Annotated in this window: 22 protein-coding genes, 1 tRNA gene and 1 pseudogene; 3 read left to right on the forward strand and 21 right to left on the reverse strand. The window is 60.8% G+C overall.

The window, feature by feature from the left end; all coding sequences use genetic code 11:
• Positions 1-58: 58 nt before the first annotated feature.
• Positions 59-775, forward strand: coding sequence for a DNA polymerase III subunit epsilon (gene dnaQ / locus O3298_RS10325; RefSeq protein ID WP_305059219.1), 717 nt, complete (start codon positions 59-61; stop codon positions 773-775).
• 81 nt (positions 776-856) lie between these two features.
• Positions 857-931 (forward strand) — tRNA-Val (locus tag O3298_RS10330).
• Between the two features lie 90 nt (positions 932-1021).
• Here O3298_RS10330 and O3298_RS10335 read toward each other — a convergent pair.
• The 8 genes from O3298_RS10335 to O3298_RS10370 are packed head-to-tail and all read right to left on the reverse strand — an operon-like array spanning position 1022 to position 5269.
• Positions 1022-2026, reverse strand: a complete 1005-nt coding sequence (locus O3298_RS10335; protein ID WP_305059220.1) for a site-specific integrase — start codon at positions 2024-2026, stop codon at positions 1022-1024.
• Positions 1912-2274, reverse strand: coding sequence for an AlpA family transcriptional regulator (locus O3298_RS10340; protein WP_305059221.1), 363 nt, complete (start codon positions 2272-2274; stop codon positions 1912-1914). Before O3298_RS10340 ends, O3298_RS10335 begins: the two co-directional genes overlap by 115 nt.
• Positions 2271-3257 (reverse strand): hypothetical protein, encoded by a 987-nt coding sequence (locus tag O3298_RS10345; protein WP_305059222.1) that lies wholly within the window; start codon positions 3255-3257, stop codon positions 2271-2273. The genes O3298_RS10340 and O3298_RS10345 overlap by 4 nt, the downstream gene beginning before the upstream one ends.
• Positions 3254-3496, reverse strand: a complete 243-nt coding sequence (locus tag O3298_RS10350) for a hypothetical protein (RefSeq protein WP_305059223.1) — start codon at positions 3494-3496, stop codon at positions 3254-3256. The genes O3298_RS10345 and O3298_RS10350 overlap by 4 nt, the downstream gene beginning before the upstream one ends.
• The gene (locus O3298_RS10355; protein ID WP_305059224.1) at positions 3493-3819 is read right to left on the reverse strand and encodes a hypothetical protein; all 327 of its coding nucleotides are present in this window, start codon (positions 3817-3819) and stop codon (positions 3493-3495) included. The genes O3298_RS10350 and O3298_RS10355 overlap by 4 nt, the downstream gene beginning before the upstream one ends.
• A 9-nt stretch (positions 3820-3828) precedes the next feature.
• On the reverse strand, positions 3829-3951 hold the full coding sequence (locus O3298_RS10360) for a hypothetical protein (RefSeq protein ID WP_305059226.1): 123 nt from the start codon (positions 3949-3951) through the stop codon (positions 3829-3831).
• Entirely contained in the window at positions 3948-4586 is a 639-nt protein-coding gene (locus tag O3298_RS10365) for a hypothetical protein (RefSeq protein ID WP_305059227.1), read from the reverse strand. Before O3298_RS10365 ends, O3298_RS10360 begins: the two co-directional genes overlap by 4 nt.
• A complete protein-coding gene (locus O3298_RS10370) occupies positions 4583-5269 on the reverse strand; it encodes a hypothetical protein (RefSeq protein WP_305059229.1) in 687 nt (228 codons plus the stop codon). Before O3298_RS10370 ends, O3298_RS10365 begins: the two co-directional genes overlap by 4 nt.
• 14 nt (positions 5270-5283) lie before the next feature.
• Between O3298_RS10370 and O3298_RS10375 the strand changes: the two genes are divergently transcribed.
• Positions 5284-5919 carry a hypothetical protein gene (locus O3298_RS10375; protein WP_305059230.1) on the forward strand — a complete coding sequence of 212 codons (636 nt, stop codon included), beginning with the start codon at positions 5284-5286 and terminating at the stop codon, positions 5917-5919.
• Positions 5920-5927: 8 nt separating this feature from the next.
• Here the strand turns inward: O3298_RS10375 and O3298_RS10380 are convergent, their stop codons facing one another.
• The 13 genes and pseudogenes from O3298_RS10380 to O3298_RS10440 all read right to left on the reverse strand — a co-directional run bounded on the left by O3298_RS10380 (position 5928) and on the right by O3298_RS10440 (position 13715).
• Positions 5928-6257 (reverse strand): DNA translocase FtsK, encoded by a 330-nt coding sequence (locus O3298_RS10380; RefSeq protein ID WP_305059864.1) that lies wholly within the window; start codon positions 6255-6257, stop codon positions 5928-5930.
• Positions 6258-7154, reverse strand: a pseudogene (locus tag O3298_RS10385) (recombination-associated protein RdgC); the annotation flags it as partial.
• Between the two features lie 9 nt (positions 7155-7163).
• Entirely contained in the window at positions 7164-7577 is a 414-nt protein-coding gene (locus tag O3298_RS10390; protein ID WP_099376061.1) for a recombination protein NinB, read from the reverse strand.
• On the reverse strand, positions 7574-7834 hold the full coding sequence (locus O3298_RS10395; protein ID WP_305059231.1) for a hypothetical protein: 261 nt from the start codon (positions 7832-7834) through the stop codon (positions 7574-7576). Before O3298_RS10395 ends, O3298_RS10390 begins: the two co-directional genes overlap by 4 nt.
• A complete protein-coding gene (locus tag O3298_RS10400) occupies positions 7831-8583 on the reverse strand; it encodes a KTSC domain-containing protein (protein WP_305059232.1) in 753 nt (250 codons plus the stop codon). The genes O3298_RS10395 and O3298_RS10400 overlap by 4 nt, the downstream gene beginning before the upstream one ends.
• 31 nt (positions 8584-8614) lie before the next feature.
• Positions 8615-10396: a YqaJ viral recombinase family protein gene (locus tag O3298_RS10405; RefSeq protein WP_305059233.1), complete on the reverse strand. Its 1782-nt coding sequence runs from the start codon at positions 10394-10396 to the stop codon at positions 8615-8617.
• Positions 10397-10433: 37 nt separating this feature from the next.
• On the reverse strand, positions 10434-11372 hold the full coding sequence (locus tag O3298_RS10410; RefSeq protein ID WP_305059234.1) for a RecT family recombinase: 939 nt from the start codon (positions 11370-11372) through the stop codon (positions 10434-10436).
• A gap of 124 nt (positions 11373-11496) precedes the next feature.
• A complete protein-coding gene (locus tag O3298_RS10415) occupies positions 11497-11730 on the reverse strand; it encodes a hypothetical protein (RefSeq protein WP_305059235.1) in 234 nt (77 codons plus the stop codon).
• On the reverse strand, positions 11727-11867 hold the full coding sequence (locus O3298_RS10420) for a hypothetical protein (RefSeq protein WP_175445030.1): 141 nt from the start codon (positions 11865-11867) through the stop codon (positions 11727-11729). Before O3298_RS10420 ends, O3298_RS10415 begins: the two co-directional genes overlap by 4 nt.
• A 212-nt stretch (positions 11868-12079) precedes the next feature.
• Positions 12080-12259 carry a hypothetical protein gene (locus O3298_RS10425; RefSeq protein WP_305059236.1) on the reverse strand — a complete coding sequence of 60 codons (180 nt, stop codon included), beginning with the start codon at positions 12257-12259 and terminating at the stop codon, positions 12080-12082.
• Positions 12260-12802: 543 nt separating this feature from the next.
• The gene (locus O3298_RS10430) at positions 12803-13057 is read right to left on the reverse strand and encodes a hypothetical protein (protein WP_305059238.1); all 255 of its coding nucleotides are present in this window, start codon (positions 13055-13057) and stop codon (positions 12803-12805) included.
• Between the two features lies 1 nt (position 13058).
• Complete coding sequence (locus O3298_RS10435) at positions 13059-13274, reverse strand: hypothetical protein (RefSeq protein WP_305059239.1); 216 nt, start codon at positions 13272-13274, stop codon at positions 13059-13061.
• A 126-nt stretch (positions 13275-13400) separates the two neighbouring features.
• Positions 13401-13715, reverse strand: a complete 315-nt coding sequence (locus O3298_RS10440) for a hypothetical protein (RefSeq protein ID WP_305059240.1) — start codon at positions 13713-13715, stop codon at positions 13401-13403.
• Positions 13716-14165 lie beyond the last annotated feature (450 nt).

A 14165-nucleotide genomic window follows, 5' to 3' on the forward strand; every position in this document is an offset into this window, starting at 1 on the left:
AGGGCACAGGTTTGCTATACTGTGCCCTTCGCTTTTTGCTTTTAAGACTGAATCTGCCATGCGTCAAATTGTCCTCGATACTGAAACCACCGGCCTGAACCCGCGCACGGGCGACCGCATCCTGGAGATCGGGGCGGTCGAACTGAACAACCGCATGTTGACGGGGAATAATTTCCACCATTACATCAATCCCGAGCGCGACTCGGAAGAGGGCGCGCTGGCCGTCCATGGATTGACGACGGAATTCCTCAGCGACAAGCCGAAATTCGCGGAAATCGCCGACGAGTTTCGTGCCTACATCGCCGACGCCGAACTGATCATCCACAACGCCCCGTTCGATATCGGCTTCCTGAACGCTGAATTCAAGCGCTTGAACTTGCCGCCAGTCCACGAGCAAGTACATGGCGTGATCGACACCCTGGTGCAGGCGAAGGAAATGCATCCGGGCAAGCGCAACTCGCTCGACGCATTGTGCGACCGTTACGGCGTCTCGAACGCCCACCGCAAGCTGCACGGCGCGCTGCTCGACTCCGAATTGCTGGCTGACGTCTACCTGGCCATGACGCGCGGGCAAAACAGCCTCAGCATGGAAGAAGAGGTGGAAGTGGCCGCCGACGGCGCCGCCCTGGAAATCGTGCCCTTGGCCGAAGTCATCTTCCAGAGTGCCAGCGCCGACGAACTGGCCGCCCACGAAGCCACCATTGCCGGCCTCGACAAGGCTGCCAAAGGCCAGTGCATCTGGACCGCCGTCACGGCGCCGCCACCGGCCGCCTGAGAAAAAAGCGGGGCACGCTAAATTTCCTCTCGCCAGCCCTTGCAGATGCCGCAACACCTATGCGATAATTCGCCTCGCTTCGGGAGGTTAGCTCAGGGGTAGAGCACTGCATTCACACTGCAGGGGTCGCAAGTTCGAAACTTGCACTTCCCACCAAGAATTCGCTGTAAAATCAAGTACTTACATTAAAGCCGACACATTATGTGATCGGCTTTTTTTGTGCCTGTGTAATTAGCCTGTGTAATTTTATTTTTTGTTTTGTACTAGCACCGATAGCTTATCCAACGCAGCACGCTGCGCATCGACCTGGAGGTGCGCATAGCGCTGAGTCGTCTGCACATTGCTGTGACCGAGAATCTTGCTAATAGTATAAAGATCGACCCCCAAGCCAAGCATGATGCTGGCACAAGAATGCCGTAGGTCATGAAAGTTCACATGCTCCATACGCGCCTTCACGCGCGCTCGGCGCCAAGCGGATTTCAGCCCATCAACACTCACTTCAAGCGGAAAGTGGGCGAGCCAAGGTCGCAGCGCGGGGATGATTGGAATTACGCGCGCCCGTAAGGTCTTTGTGTGGCTGGAAGGCAAGGTGATCGTGTCAACGCCAATATCCTCCTCACGGATTTGGAACAACTCTCCACGACGGGCACCCGTCAAAAGCGCAGCCCAGATGGCGGCCTGTACCTGGACCGTGCAATGCTGAGCAATCTGCTGGACTTCATCCACAGAAAGAAATACCTCCCGTTTGTTGTTCACTTTCATATTTTCAATTCTTAATCCGAAGTTTTCGGGAATTAACCGTTGCCGCCATGCAATTGCAAGTCCCTTTTTTGCGCAGGCCAGCGAGCGATTGATGGTGGCGGGCGCATATGCATGCTTCATTTTTTCAGTTTTTTTATTCAGTATCTTCTGGCTCATATCTTTGATGACATGATCCGAAAATTCTTGCGCTTGGCTTGCTTTGTACTTACGCGCCCATGGCTCAAGACGCTTTGCGTGATGCTCAGACGTCTCGGCACTGCGAAGGGTTTTTGAGTGCTCCACATAGATAGCCAAGATGGCAAGCATGGGAGGGTCGCCCTGAATAATTACGGGCTTCGTGGGCGCGCGCGCCACGGAGCCGCGCATTTCCGCTTCTATTCGCTTGGCATCACGCGCAGTTGTGCCTTGCGGCAGGATATGGTGAAATCTTTTGCCGCCGACCATAAAGCCGATGTGCTTCCTTCCGTCCTTGTCGTCCCAGATGGACATTGGTTGTTCTCCTTTAACCAGTTCTTGCACTCTTCAAGGTCGTAGCGCTTGGAGCGCGCGCCGACCGGTGTGTATGGCAGTCCTGCCTGCTCAAGGCGGCGGATTGTTGATTCGCTGACGCCGAGGGCGGCGCATATCTGCTGCCTGTTCAATTCCCCGGCCGTGCTGGCGGGCTTCTTGCCTGCGGCCTTGTCCAGCGCCGCCACCATTTCGGCGATGTGGCGCATTTCGGCTTCGCTCATGTTCATGGCGCGCTCCCTGCCACTACGTCGCCGGCATGCCCGCTGCCACCACAAGCGGGGCAGTCCAGTTCTCCGTTGCCCGGCTCGGCGCCATCGTTAATGAAGACCAGGCCGGCAGGTGTCGCCGCGATGGCCTGCTGCGTTTCGGGCGAGAGTGGTGTGCGACGGCGCTCGAGCTGGGCCTCCAGCTGCGCAATGCGCGCATCGCGCTCTCGCACCAGGTTTTGGAACGCCGGCGCTTCACAGCTGCGCGCGCACGGCGCCGGGTGTTCGCCCTGTGCTTGCTGCTCCCGGCGCAGGGCCTGGCCATGAATGCAAGTGCATTGGCCCAGCCATTCGCCGTCTGCGCGGTGCACATCACCCGTACCGCCGCAGGAGTTGCACAGCGCGCGCATTTCGGCGCAGGTGTCTTTGACATCACCGCGCACCGGGACGGTTGCGATGGCAGCTTGCTCGCGGCCAGCAGCGACCAGCACGCGGAACACGTCACTGTTGCGGAGCAGCGCGCCTGGCTCGTTTAGGCCCCACAAGACAGGCAGCGCCGAGACTTGATCCATCAGCAGCCCGATGATCGGCTGAGGTGCCGCAGCTGGCAGCGGCGAATGCTTCGGCTTGGCCGCCTGCTTGGCGCGGATCGTCTCGACCTTCGTCCAGATCCTAGCCAGCTCCGTCTCGCCAGCGGCGTGCATGTCCAAGCCCTGCGCCAGGCAGAGCGCGGCCAACGTGACCATGACGCCACCAACCTCCTGCTCGCGCTCGCCGACCGGGCGGCCGTACACATAGTCGACCAGTTGGTGCGCCTCGCTGGCCGTGCAGCCGCATGCCTGCATCAGTTCCAGCGATTCTTCCAGGAAGCGGTGATTGCGCTCAGCGCCGTCGGCGGCGAGTTCGGCACCGAAGCACGCCATCATCCAAGGCTGCACTCGGCCCTGGAATGAATCGTCGGGCGTTGCACGGACAAGTGGATTGCGTTGCTCGTTGTTGATCATTCTGCATGCTCCAAAAAAGTTATCTCGCTGGGCAGGCGCGGTGTCGCGTCGCCCATCAGGTAAATCACGGAAGACACGCCACCGCCCAGGACTTGGGCGCCCATGGCGCGCAGGTGGTGGTGTTTGCCGTCGAATAGCACGGGCTGGCAGGTGTGGATCGCGCGCAGAACGGCCCGGTCCAGCTTGTAGGCGGCCTCGGCTGGGGTTTCCGGCGCTGGCGCAGGGCTGCGGCTGCTCATTGCGCCGCCGGAGAGCGACGGCCCCATACCCAGTGCGGGCCATCCTCGGAGTCGTGAATGGACAGCGTGAACCAGCCGTCGCCGGTAGGTGGCGCCGGATTCCAGACGGACACGTCCGTTCCAGCCTGGTCGAAGTAGGCAATATGGGCCGGATGCGTATCATCCTCGGCTTCAAGGGTGGCATAGGCAGTGACCAGGCCTTGCGCAGCCAACCAGGCCCGATATTCGGCTTCTTGATCCTCTTCGAACTCTGGCATATCCGGGTGCGAGTACCAGCCCTCGGCATCGCGCACGACCGGCGCCCATTCAATTATCTTTTTCACATTTACCTTTCAGGTTGTCGCGGCCAGGACGCCCGCGAGGGTAGCCGCCACGTAAATCAGGATCAGCGCCGCCGCCAGGCGCGCGGCACCGGGGCTGCGCTCGTTGCTCGACACTTCGTCGTTGTCGGTCATGCCGCCTCCGTGGTGGGCATCTTGATGCCACGCCAAGCGTAGAAAGCTGGCCTGTCATCAGGCGAGATACGCATGCAGTCTTCGCCGAACGTAAAGGTCGCGTCGTGCTGCGCCCCTGGAAACTTGAAGTAGAGGAGCGCCTGGGCATGTCCGAGCCTGTCTGGCCCCTGCAGCGGCGCGCGGCTTACCCAAATGCTTCCGATCGCGCAGTCCGGGTACATGAGCGAGAAGAAATCGATCAGTGCCGCTTGTGCAGCCTTTTGGGCGCGCCGCTCGACAAACTCCCCCATCACGCAACTGTGGCTGCAGTAGACGGCATCGCCGTCCGTGATGACTTCCAGGGGCTCGTGCTCTTCACCTTCATCCTCGGCTTCCTGCTGCATGGTTTCGGTTACGCGCCGGCTGCAGTGGTTGCACTCGAACCACCAGCCATGCTCGATTAGGACCGCGTGCGGCACAGGGCCGGGCGCGTACTGATCGAACTGCGGCTTACGGAGACAATGCTCGACCTCGTTAAATCCGCAATCCAGTTCGTTGGCGCCTTCACGCCGCGCCGCGGCCCCGCTGGCGGCAAAGCGGATAACGCAGTGGCCTTCACCAGGCTCGCGTACCTCGTAGGCAAGCAGCGGCTTCATGGCGCCACCCGCTTGAACGAAATGACCCAGCACCACGGGTTCGCATCCCAGTCGCCGCCAGTCGATTCCCACAGGTCGCGCCAGGCCGTGCGCTCGGTTGCGCGCTCACTGGCGCCGGATCCTTTGCACACGATGTCGTAGCGATCTTGCGATTCCGCCAGCGCTTCCATATCGATGCCCTCGGCGACAATGTCGGCATCGCTGATGTCCTGCAGGCGCTCGACGCGCACCGACACGATCTCCAGCAGGATCCGGCAGGCCGCGCGAGGCATGAAGATAGAAGGACGCTTGTACCAGCCTGGCAGCGCGCCGCGCCCGGCCGCCGACGGTAGGTCCGGAGAATCGGCGTCGTACTGGTACGCGCGGTCGCATTCGGCCGTCATGTCGATGAAGTGCCATTCGTCGCGGCGCTTCTTCTCGCTGTAGCGCGTCACCCAGCGGCCGTAGGCGAAGAATGTTTCACGCACCCAGACGCGGTCGCCGGGCTTGCCGTAGGGGCACGAGCGTTTTGACGCCTGGAGCAGCTGGAGCAGGGTGGTCGGGGCGCCTGTCCATGGTTCGATACGCTTGTCCGTGACCATTTTGGGCGCCGGGGTGACTAAGCGCCGCGTTTGCGTCTTGGTGCCTGCGACCACGGCGAGAACCATGGGCGCGTTGAATGGGATAGGGCGCTCTTTGCTCATGCTAATATTGCTCCATGAAAAAATTTCCTTGGCTTGTTGTTTGCATTACGCTGGTGCTGTCCGTGTCTTTTAGTCTTCCCATGGCAGGGCTTATTTTTGCCTTGCAAGGTGATGAACGGATTGCAAATGCCAATGTTGCTGCATGGACGCAAGGCCTCGCTTCGGTGATTACTCTCATTGCTGCAGTTGGAATTGCGTATCAGCAATCGGTAGTTCAGCGTCGAGCGAAGAGAGATTCCGAATTGCGAGAAACAATGCAGGCGTCCCGACTGGCCGCCGTTGCTTCGCGGAGAGCATTTAACGCGGCCGAGAATTTCATTGATAAAGTCCGTGAATGGCCTGATAGTTCGGGTGGCTTTAAGTACTGCTCCAACGATATCGGAGAGTCCAAAGAACTTTTGAGTATGGCGGTGTCGAAAATTAACCATTCGGACCTCATTGAGCCGCTGTTCGATATGCATCGAACGCTTGTGGCAGTGGAGCAAAAATACCGAGACTTGCAAGGGTATGTCTATCCGATGAGAAATCTGAGCGTGGCCGGAGACCTTGAAAAATGGGCTACCGAACTGCGCGAAGCGGCTTCCGTAATAGATGACATTGCTACTGGCGCTGTTGCGGCCCTCACCCGGTTTGAGCGCGGCGGAATATAGGAAATCGGTCATGCTGATGCTCCAGGTGCTGCCAGCACAGCACGATGCCCGTTCGACGCCATGCCGCTCACCACGCCCAGCGCCTCCATTGCTTCCAGCAGGTTGCCGGCCCGGTTGAAGCCGATTCGCAGGTGGCGCTGCACCAGCGACACCGATGCGCGCTGCTGCGTGCGTACTACCTCAACGGCCTGGCTGTACAGCGGATCGCTCTCGCTGCCGTCACCCGGCGGCACGGCGCCTGCCGCTTCGCCATTCAGCTGCAGCACTGGGCGCTGTTCGCGCACGGGCTCGCGGCCATTGGCTGGCGCGGCGTCGACGGCCTGGCGTGGCGCTGGCACGTCAACATCAGCCTCACCGCCCAGCGCCTCCACCAGGTCGGCCAGCATCTTCGCCAGCTCGCCCGTCATCAGGGCGAAGTCGCTGTCGAACCTTTCATCAGCCGCCTCGCCCAGCGCGCATTCCCGGATTATGTCCAACGGCTTCACCGACTTGATGGCCAGCGACTCGTCCAGCACAAAGCTTATTTTGTCGTTCCAGGTCATGGCCAGGCGCGTGCACTGCTTGCCGGCGGCGATGTGGCGGCGGATATCGTCCGCTTCCAGCGTGTGGCGCTTATATGCCACCTGGGCCTTGCTCTCGCCGGTGGCGCGCATGATCGCGTCTTGGTCGACCGTGAATCCAGCAGGGGATTCGTCCGCTTGCAGCCATTCCGTCATTGCGCCCACCGGCGAGCGCATGACGCGCAGGCTTTCCAGCGGCAGCTTGTCGACGGACTTGAGCAGTAGTTTGATCACCTCGTCCGCCTTGGCCGGGCTGGCAGCGTCCACCACCAGCCAGCCGTTGATCGGATCGATCCACACGGCCGTGGTGCTGAGGATGGCGAACGCGCGCGGCAGCAGCTCGTCGGTGACACGCTCTTTCAGTTCCTTCATGGCCTTCTTACCAGGCGCGAAGCCCTGAGCTTCTTCCATTTCAAGGGCGCGGGCGGCGGCCACCTGATTGATCACGGTCGAAGGCAGCAGCTTCTTCTCGGTTTTCAGCTGCAGCAGGAACTGGCCGCTGACGGCATGTACGAGCAGCGCGCCGGCGCCGCGCGGTGCGGCCCAGCCCTGGCGTACCAGGTCCATGCTGGTGGCCGGCGTGAACTGTTGCGGCGCCAGCGCCTGCTCGAGCACTGCGGCTGTCATGGCCCAAGCGGCGGGCAAGCGGTAAATCTGCAAATTCTTGAAAAACATGGCGCTTCCTTATTCTGAGAACACGACGCCGCGCGCGGCACCGAAGGCATACAAAAATTCAATGAACTGCGCGGCTTCCTTCACGTAGAAGTCGCTGGTCTGGACGCCCAGCTGCACGATGCGGCGCCCGTCGAAGCTGGGCGTCACGCGCCCGTCGTGGTGCAGCGGCGTGCCGGCCAGGCGCATTTCGTCGGCAAACTCGTCCACCAGCAGCCGCTTCATGTCATCCGCATCCCATTTGCGCCCGATGTGCTCCACCTGCTTGGCGATCTCGCCGATCATTGCGTGATATTTTTCTTCCTGGGCGCGCTTCTTCTTCGGCTCGGAAAACACAACCATCCAGCCTGGCGGCGCGGTCTTGGCAAATTCAACTGCCCGGCGCCGCGCCTCGTCGTGCACAAGGAAGTAGGTTTGCTTCGTCATGGGGGCGATCCTGCGGCCGTACTGGCCGTCGCCTGCGGCGTCACGCGTTCCAGGTCATAGCAGCCCCTTATGCCATCGAGCCAAATGACTGCGGTGTGCCCGCTGAGCACCTGGGCCTCGCTTGTCGTAATCGTTTCGCGGATATCACCACCGTCGAGCTCGACGCGGACGGCCGCGCCGACCTGGTGCGCAGCATTGAACTTGTCGCAGGCAGCCTGCAGCTGCGCGGTAGACTTGCGGGCCGGGCGGGCGGTCACGCTGCGCCTCCCAGGTCAGCCACGTCGATCACGATGCCGCGGCAGTACGGTTCGCCGTCTTCCACGATTTCGAAGGTGGCGTGGGGCACGTCGGTGCGGTAAGTCCAGCTGTAGCCGTCTTCCTTGGCCCACAGGGCATCCACGGCGCGCACCTGCGGCGCCCGGGCGAAATAGTCCTTGAGCGCATCGTCGTCATGCTGGATATCCTCGCGGAATGGCAGCAAACCTTTGGCATCGAGCAGTGCGATGGTCGGTGCGCCGCGCTCGTCGTCCACGAAGCCACGGAACTCCATCAGATCATCGCTGGCGCCGAAAATCACGATCAGGCCAGCCGCCTTGGCCTGCTGCTCTTCTTCCTTCGCCATTTCCTTACCGTATTCGCGGCCCGTCAGCAGGCCGGCCAGCAGTTCCTTGCTCAGCTTGACTGGGGCGGCTTCGGCCAAGCTGGTCGGTTTGACGGCCGGCTGCGGCACGGTGTGGTTGAAAGCCGCCTGATCGATCTTCGAGTAGGGAAACTGAGCAGCAAACTTCTTAATGCGCTGGATAAAAAACGAGCCTTGCGATTCGGCGCCCAAGAATTCGGCGAACAGATTGGCGCTGAAATTCTGGTAGTGGTAAATGTCGCTCTGGCCGGTCGACTTCTTCGGGTGGAACTGGATGGCCAGCACGTTCAGTTCTGGCACGTGGCCGATGGCTGCAAACTGGCTGGACTCGACCTGGTGCATGACGATTTGAGGGATGGTTCTCACAATGTTCTCCTAGTAAAGGTTGGGGCGGTGGTTATGCGGCTTCGGTGATCAGGCCGGCGCGCGCGGCGGCAAAGTCGAACTTGGCCAGGCGGTCGATGGCCTCGGCCGCCGTCAGGCCGAACTGGTCGAACATCACATCGAGGATGTCGCTGTCGGATGGGTAGAGGTCATCGGCAGCGGCGTCGAGCAGGTCAGGTGCTGGCGCTGGGCGGCTCGGCGCCGGCATCGGTGCGGCGGCGGCCGGCGAGCGGAGGGCGGCGGTAGGGGTGGTATGCTTGGGCGCCGCAACTTGGATGACCGGTTCGGTGGCGCGCTCGGCAGCGATCTGCAAGGCTTGCTCCGCCAGTTGGCGCTGCGTGTCGGCTGCCGCGCGTTCGCGTTCGGCCTGTGCCGCCTCTGCCGCGAGGCGGTCAGATTCGACCTTGGCCAGGCGGATCGTCTCGGCGGCTGCCTTTTCTGCCTTGATGCGCTCCTCTTCGCGGATCCGGGCCCGTTCGGTTTCGGCCTTCGCTTCCTCGGCGCGTTTGTGATCGGCGATGCGGCTGGTAATGACCAGCTGGAAGTCTTCCATGGGCTTGCCGATGATGTTGGCCATATCCATGAACAGGAAGCCGTAGGTAGCGGCGTGCTCGCGGCACCAGGCCTGTTTGGCGCGGTAATCGGCTGCCTGGGTATTGGCGGCGATCTTGGCGTTGGCCAGTGTGGTGCTGACGGCATCGCGCAGGCTGCCCAGGGTACGCTTGCCCTTCATGGCGCCGGCGAAGTCCGGTTGTTGTTGCTGAAGGCGCAATGGCGTGATTTCGGTTTCGAGCGCGGCGATGTGGGCGGTAAAGGCGTGCCGGCCTTCGTTCAGGATGGTTTCCTTGATCTGTTCCTTGCGGGTCTTGACCAGCTTTTCCAGTTCCAGGCGCTTGGCGCGGAACTGTGCTTTGATGTGGTCGACCGTGCGCATCACTTCGTCAATGGTCGCGGTCTGCGCCAGGGCAGCAGCCTTGGCCAGTTCCAGCTTGTCTTCCGCCTCGCTGCAATACTTGACGGTGTTTTCGGCATTGGCGAAGTCTTCGTCGGTTTCCAGCTTGGTGTTGATTTTGGCAATGAACTTCTCGGCGGCGGCCTTGTACGCCACCAGGTTGCTGCTGACGACCTTGCCTTCGGTCTGGACTACCAGGGCGGGCAGGGCTGCGATCGGCTCGGCTGCTGGCTTCTCGGCAATGTCCACCTGCGTGTAGTTGGCGACGTCGATATCGAACTGCTCCCAGCCGGTGACAATGCGCGAAAACCAGGCCGTATCCGGATATACCCACATCCAGACCATGTTGTTTTCAGTGCCGTCGGACGTCATGAAGAGCCATTTCTCGGCGCCGGTCACCAGCAACTGTTGCTGGACCTGCGGCTGGTGAACTTCTGGCAGCACGTCAGCGCGAACCGACGTCGCCAGCTCCGCATTCCATTGCTTGTGCTCGAAGCCGATGGTTTCGGCCATATTCAGGCCGTCGCAAGAGGCGCTTTCGCGGCCCAGCGACAAGGTGGCCGGGTAGAGATCGTCGTCGATGATGCGCTCGGCGAATGGGCGCGCCAGTGCTTCGACTTCATGGCCGTAGTCCAGGATGTTTTCCTGCACCCAATCGCTGAATTCCTTGGCCAGGCCTGTGGCCTTCATGCGCACCAGTTCGCTGCGAGTGACCTTCTTCGACAGGCCGAGCATCGCGGCCGCCTCGCTGGCGCCGTGGTGGTCAAAGCGGAAGGCGTGCCAGTCGTCGCTGCCCTGGAGCAGGTTGTGGATTTCGCGGGTGAGAGAATTTTCGCGTTGCATGATGTGTCCTCGATGGTTTTATTGTCGAATGTGGCGATTAGTCGTTTTCGCGCGACCAGCTGTCGATGGTCATTTTTTGCACTTCGGTGAACGTGGCGCGGGTGCTGAGCATTGCGATCAGCTGCGCCGGCGTTTTCTTCTTACTCAGGATGGTTTGGCGCCATTCCGGCGTTTTTTGCTTGAACAGCTCGTCAGTACATTCCGGCAGCTGATCGATCGTGCGGTCATCTGCAGCAGGCGTGGCCGGCGTGATGTCGCGCATTTCGCGGTTCGTTTCCTCGAGCTCGTCGGGCGTGTAGACGCCCAGGATCACGTCGGGGGCATACAGGCGGCTCCAGCGCTTCACGGCGAGGTAGGCCAGCTGCTGGCGTGGGTCAGTCGCCCACAGAGGCGAATTGCGCACGGAGGCCTGGACAAGCAGCAGTTCGAGATAGCGCGGCTCCTTTTCGCCGCGCAGCGTTGCCCAAATGCGCACACCGCAGCCTTCTTCGCTTTGCATGGGGTAATCCGGCACGCGGTATTGATAGGCCTTTTTGTAGTCTTTATCGCCCGGCTTTCCCTTAGCAGCTGCCTCGCAAACACGTGTTTTGCCGATGATTTTTTCCCATGGCCCGAACCATTCATAGTTGAAGCGGTCGAGCGTGACGCCGCTGGACTGGATGGCTGCGTTCACCAGCTGGCCTTCGTAGCCGAGCGTGCCGTTCACCAGGTGGGTCTTCTGCGCCACCGCGAAGGGGTTCATCTTCCACTGCATGGCCTGCATGACGACAGCAGCGCAGTCGGCCGAACTTCCCTTGAGGTGATCCGGGATGGTTGAGCGGCCCTTGGCCATGATGTCGGCCAGGCGAATGATGCTATCCATGCTTGCAACGTCGAGGATCAGGGACGCGCTGCTGGTACTGGCCACGGACAGATCGCCCTGTCCGTACTGCGCTGTTTGCAGGGCCGTTTGACCCTCTTTAGTTGCTGCGTTCATGACTTTTTCCTTGTGAGTTTTATGATTTCTGCCTTCAACAGCGCCAGGCGGACGGCGTAGACGATGGCGTGGCCGGCATGCCAGTTGCGCAGGGCCTGGCTGGCCACATCCATCACGGCTTGGCTTACGACGTCCACTGCGCCTCCCGGTGGGCGCGGCCCAGCTGCTTCACGCGCGCGGCGGACGCGTCAAGGTCGATCAGGGCTTCGATCTGCGCGGTGATCAGTTCCTTGCGCATTTCTTCGAGGCCGGCCAGCTCGCGGCGCACGCCGGCCAGGCGCATCTTGTTCATGCGGTGCTGGTGCTGCGCCTGGTAGTGGCGGTGCGCGGCCAGCATGCGGTGGAAGAGGGCGATCATGGCCGCACCATCGCAGTCACGCCTAGGGCGCCGCCGTCGTACGCGGCATCGATCAGCGCGGCCAAGTTGCCGATGGCCGCGAAGTGCGCGACATCCTCAGCGCGCGGGCCGGTGCGGATGGTGATCATGTAGCTCATGTCCTGCTCCTCTTGTTAATGGGTTGCTGACGACCCGGCAAAATCCATCGGGCGTGTGAGTCCTGCGGCTGGTGGGCCGCCAACAAGGGAGGCGTTTGGTCAGACGGCGGGATTTGCTTTCGGCTCGGCCCCGCTTGCATAGTGCAAACGCCTCTCTTGTTGGCCGCCGGTTACGCCGGCGAAACGGGCCAGGGCGACTGGCCGGGGTGAAATTAGGCCGCCGTCACCTGCGAAGGGCGGAAGCGTTGGCTTTGCGTTGAGCCGTCCAGCAGCACTTCCAGGAAGTCGCCGCGGACGCCGGGGTGCGTCTTCACGAACTTGCCCGGGCGCGGCAGCGGCGCGGTTTTCGTACCCTTCACATTCACTTTCTGGTCTTTTTTGAAATTCGACATGCTGTATTTCCTTCAAGGTTGGTTGTGGCGCCGGGCTTCCCCGGGCGCCTGATCCTCACGAAGATCAATCGGGGCATGCTGATCCCACAGGGCATTTATCCGGCCCGCCGGCCTGTCCCGCCTTGAACTACGGCGCGGGCGACCGCTTTAATCCTTGTTGCAGTCGTGCTCTTCGTTGCTGAACTGGTGCGCGTTGGTGAATTCGCCACCCTCATGCCCATCGCGCCGCTCTTGATGTGCTTGGTATTGCCCGGTGCGCGCCTCTTGCCTGATGGCCTTGCAAGACTTCGAGCAGTACAGACCCCAGCCCCGTTTTACGTCAGCTGCGCGCGCCAAAAACTTTGACCGGCAGCACTTGCATTTGCGCTCAACCATCTTTGGCTGAGGGATTCGCTTGACCGCAGGAGCCGCGCTTGCCGGTGGCAGGGTGCGCATATACTCGATTCCATTCACGACAATTCGGTCCATCAGATACCTCGGCTTATTCTTTGATTCAGCACTTTGGTGCCGCTATCTTTTGCATATCCCAATCCGCGTCGCCGGTTACAACGGCTTGGCCAGCTCGACCAGGTGGCCGAGCTCCTTGCCGTAGAAGGTGCTGCAGGGCGAGGCCATGCGTGCATCCGTCAGGGCCATGGCGTGGGCGACGCCTTTATTGCGGGCGCGGACCTTGTTGCGGTAGGTGCCGTCCGTAAAGCGAATCGTCACGTCGAAGTGAAAGCGCTGAACCGGCGCTGTGACGGCGGCCTGGGCCAGCTCAGCCTGCAGCTGGGTGGTGTCGTGGTCGCGGGCGCTCATCTCAGGCCGCCTTAGAGAATTCACCGGCCGCGTCCTCGACAGACCAGTCCGAGGCGAACAGTTCGTCGGCGAGTTCCAGTGCTGACACATCGAGCTTGAAGCCCAGTGCCATTTCAAGGGCCGCCACCCAGCGGGCGAAGGCGCGTTCGAGTGCAAAGTCGCTGCAGGCTTCGGCGCTGCGGAAGTTGCGGGTTTTGGCGATGGTGTCGGCGTGCATGAGGTATTCCAGTGAAAGGTGGTTAAGCACGCGCAGCAGCAACGTGCACGACCGGGATTTGTTCGCCGGCGGCGATCAGGGCTGCTTCAAGTGCTGCTAGTTCGGCGCGTGACATGACCAGCTCCTTTAAGCGAACATCAGCTTGTTGATGACTTCGATATGGCGCGCCGAGGCGGCCGCTTTTTCCATCGCAGCGCTCGTTGCGCGCTCAGCTTGCAGCTTCGCGGCATCAATCATTTCGATGGCTTCGATCGAGTCGATCTTTGCAAGGCCGTTGTGGGGCACGAAGGAATAGAACTGGTTATTTCGGGAGAGGACGTATGCATCAGGCGCGGAATCACCTGGAGTCGGTACCGCGGCGACTACCAGCAAGCCATTTAAGAAGCCGACTTTGACCGTTGCTCCTATTGCCCAGTTCTGCTTACTTTTCCTGATCATCATTTGCTCCGGTGGTTGCTGTTCAATGAATGAACTTTACCAAAAAGATAAACATGTATCAAGCGTTATTTACCAAAAAGATTAATTATTTGTGCTCAAGGATGGTGGCGAGGAATGCATGGACGAAAAAAAGCCCCGACTTCGGGGCTCATTCAGCGACTGCTAGAAGGGTAGGGCAGAGGGCAAGGGCGGGCCATAGGCTCGCCAAGGTATCTCGTCGGCATTTATTAGATGGATTACCGGCGCGATATCGAAGGTAGCGAAGCTTCGTGAAAACCCGCCGATGCGTGGTGACAACAACAAGATAGGGAGGGTGGGGAAGACCTTTTGCGCTCGCGCCAGCATGGTGGGCCCAGTCGTCGGCCAAGTGTGCTCAGGCTCAACCTGGACCACGGCAAACTGAATTTTCTTGATATTGATAATAGCGGAACAGAGTTGCATGAGTGCATTATG

It is taken from the genome of Janthinobacterium sp. SUN137, assembly GCF_030587265.1.
Classification (GTDB): domain Bacteria; phylum Pseudomonadota; class Gammaproteobacteria; order Burkholderiales; family Burkholderiaceae_D; genus Janthinobacterium; species Janthinobacterium kumbetense.

Coding starts and splice junctions, on each gene's coding strand:
- O3298_RS10350 (WP_305059223.1), bottom strand. CDS start 3,496: ATGAGCAGCCGCAGCCCTGCGCCAGCGCCGGAAACCCCAGCCGAGGCC.
- O3298_RS10425 (WP_305059236.1), bottom strand. CDS start 12,259: ATGTCGAATTTCAAAAAAGACCAGAAAGTGAATGTGAAGGGTACGAAA.
- O3298_RS10365 (WP_305059227.1), bottom strand. CDS start 4,586: ATGAAGCCGCTGCTTGCCTACGAGGTACGCGAGCCTGGTGAAGGCCAC.
- O3298_RS10415 (WP_305059235.1), bottom strand. CDS start 11,730: ATGATCGCCCTCTTCCACCGCATGCTGGCCGCGCACCGCCACTACCAG.
- O3298_RS10375 (WP_305059230.1), top strand. CDS start 5,284: ATGAAAAAATTTCCTTGGCTTGTTGTTTGCATTACGCTGGTGCTGTCC.
- O3298_RS10340 (WP_305059221.1), bottom strand. CDS start 2,274: ATGAACATGAGCGAAGCCGAAATGCGCCACATCGCCGAAATGGTGGCG.
- O3298_RS10405 (WP_305059233.1), bottom strand. CDS start 10,396: ATGCAACGCGAAAATTCTCTCACCCGCGAAATCCACAACCTGCTCCAG.
- O3298_RS10410 (WP_305059234.1), bottom strand. CDS start 11,372: ATGAACGCAGCAACTAAAGAGGGTCAAACGGCCCTGCAAACAGCGCAG.
- O3298_RS10335 (WP_305059220.1), bottom strand. CDS start 2,026: ATGTCCATCTGGGACGACAAGGACGGAAGGAAGCACATCGGCTTTATG.
- dnaQ (WP_305059219.1), top strand. CDS start 59: ATGCGTCAAATTGTCCTCGATACTGAAACCACCGGCCTGAACCCGCGC.
- O3298_RS10440 (WP_305059240.1), bottom strand. CDS start 13,715: ATGATGATCAGGAAAAGTAAGCAGAACTGGGCAATAGGAGCAACGGTC.
- O3298_RS10390 (WP_099376061.1), bottom strand. CDS start 7,577: ATGACGAAGCAAACCTACTTCCTTGTGCACGACGAGGCGCGGCGCCGG.
- O3298_RS10370 (WP_305059229.1), bottom strand. CDS start 5,269: ATGAGCAAAGAGCGCCCTATCCCATTCAACGCGCCCATGGTTCTCGCC.
- O3298_RS10435 (WP_305059239.1), bottom strand. CDS start 13,274: ATGCACGCCGACACCATCGCCAAAACCCGCAACTTCCGCAGCGCCGAA.
- O3298_RS10420 (WP_175445030.1), bottom strand. CDS start 11,867: ATGAGCTACATGATCACCATCCGCACCGGCCCGCGCGCTGAGGATGTC.
- O3298_RS10360 (WP_305059226.1), bottom strand. CDS start 3,951: ATGACCGACAACGACGAAGTGTCGAGCAACGAGCGCAGCCCCGGTGCC.
- O3298_RS10430 (WP_305059238.1), bottom strand. CDS start 13,057: ATGAGCGCCCGCGACCACGACACCACCCAGCTGCAGGCTGAGCTGGCC.
- O3298_RS10345 (WP_305059222.1), bottom strand. CDS start 3,257: ATGATCAACAACGAGCAACGCAATCCACTTGTCCGTGCAACGCCCGAC.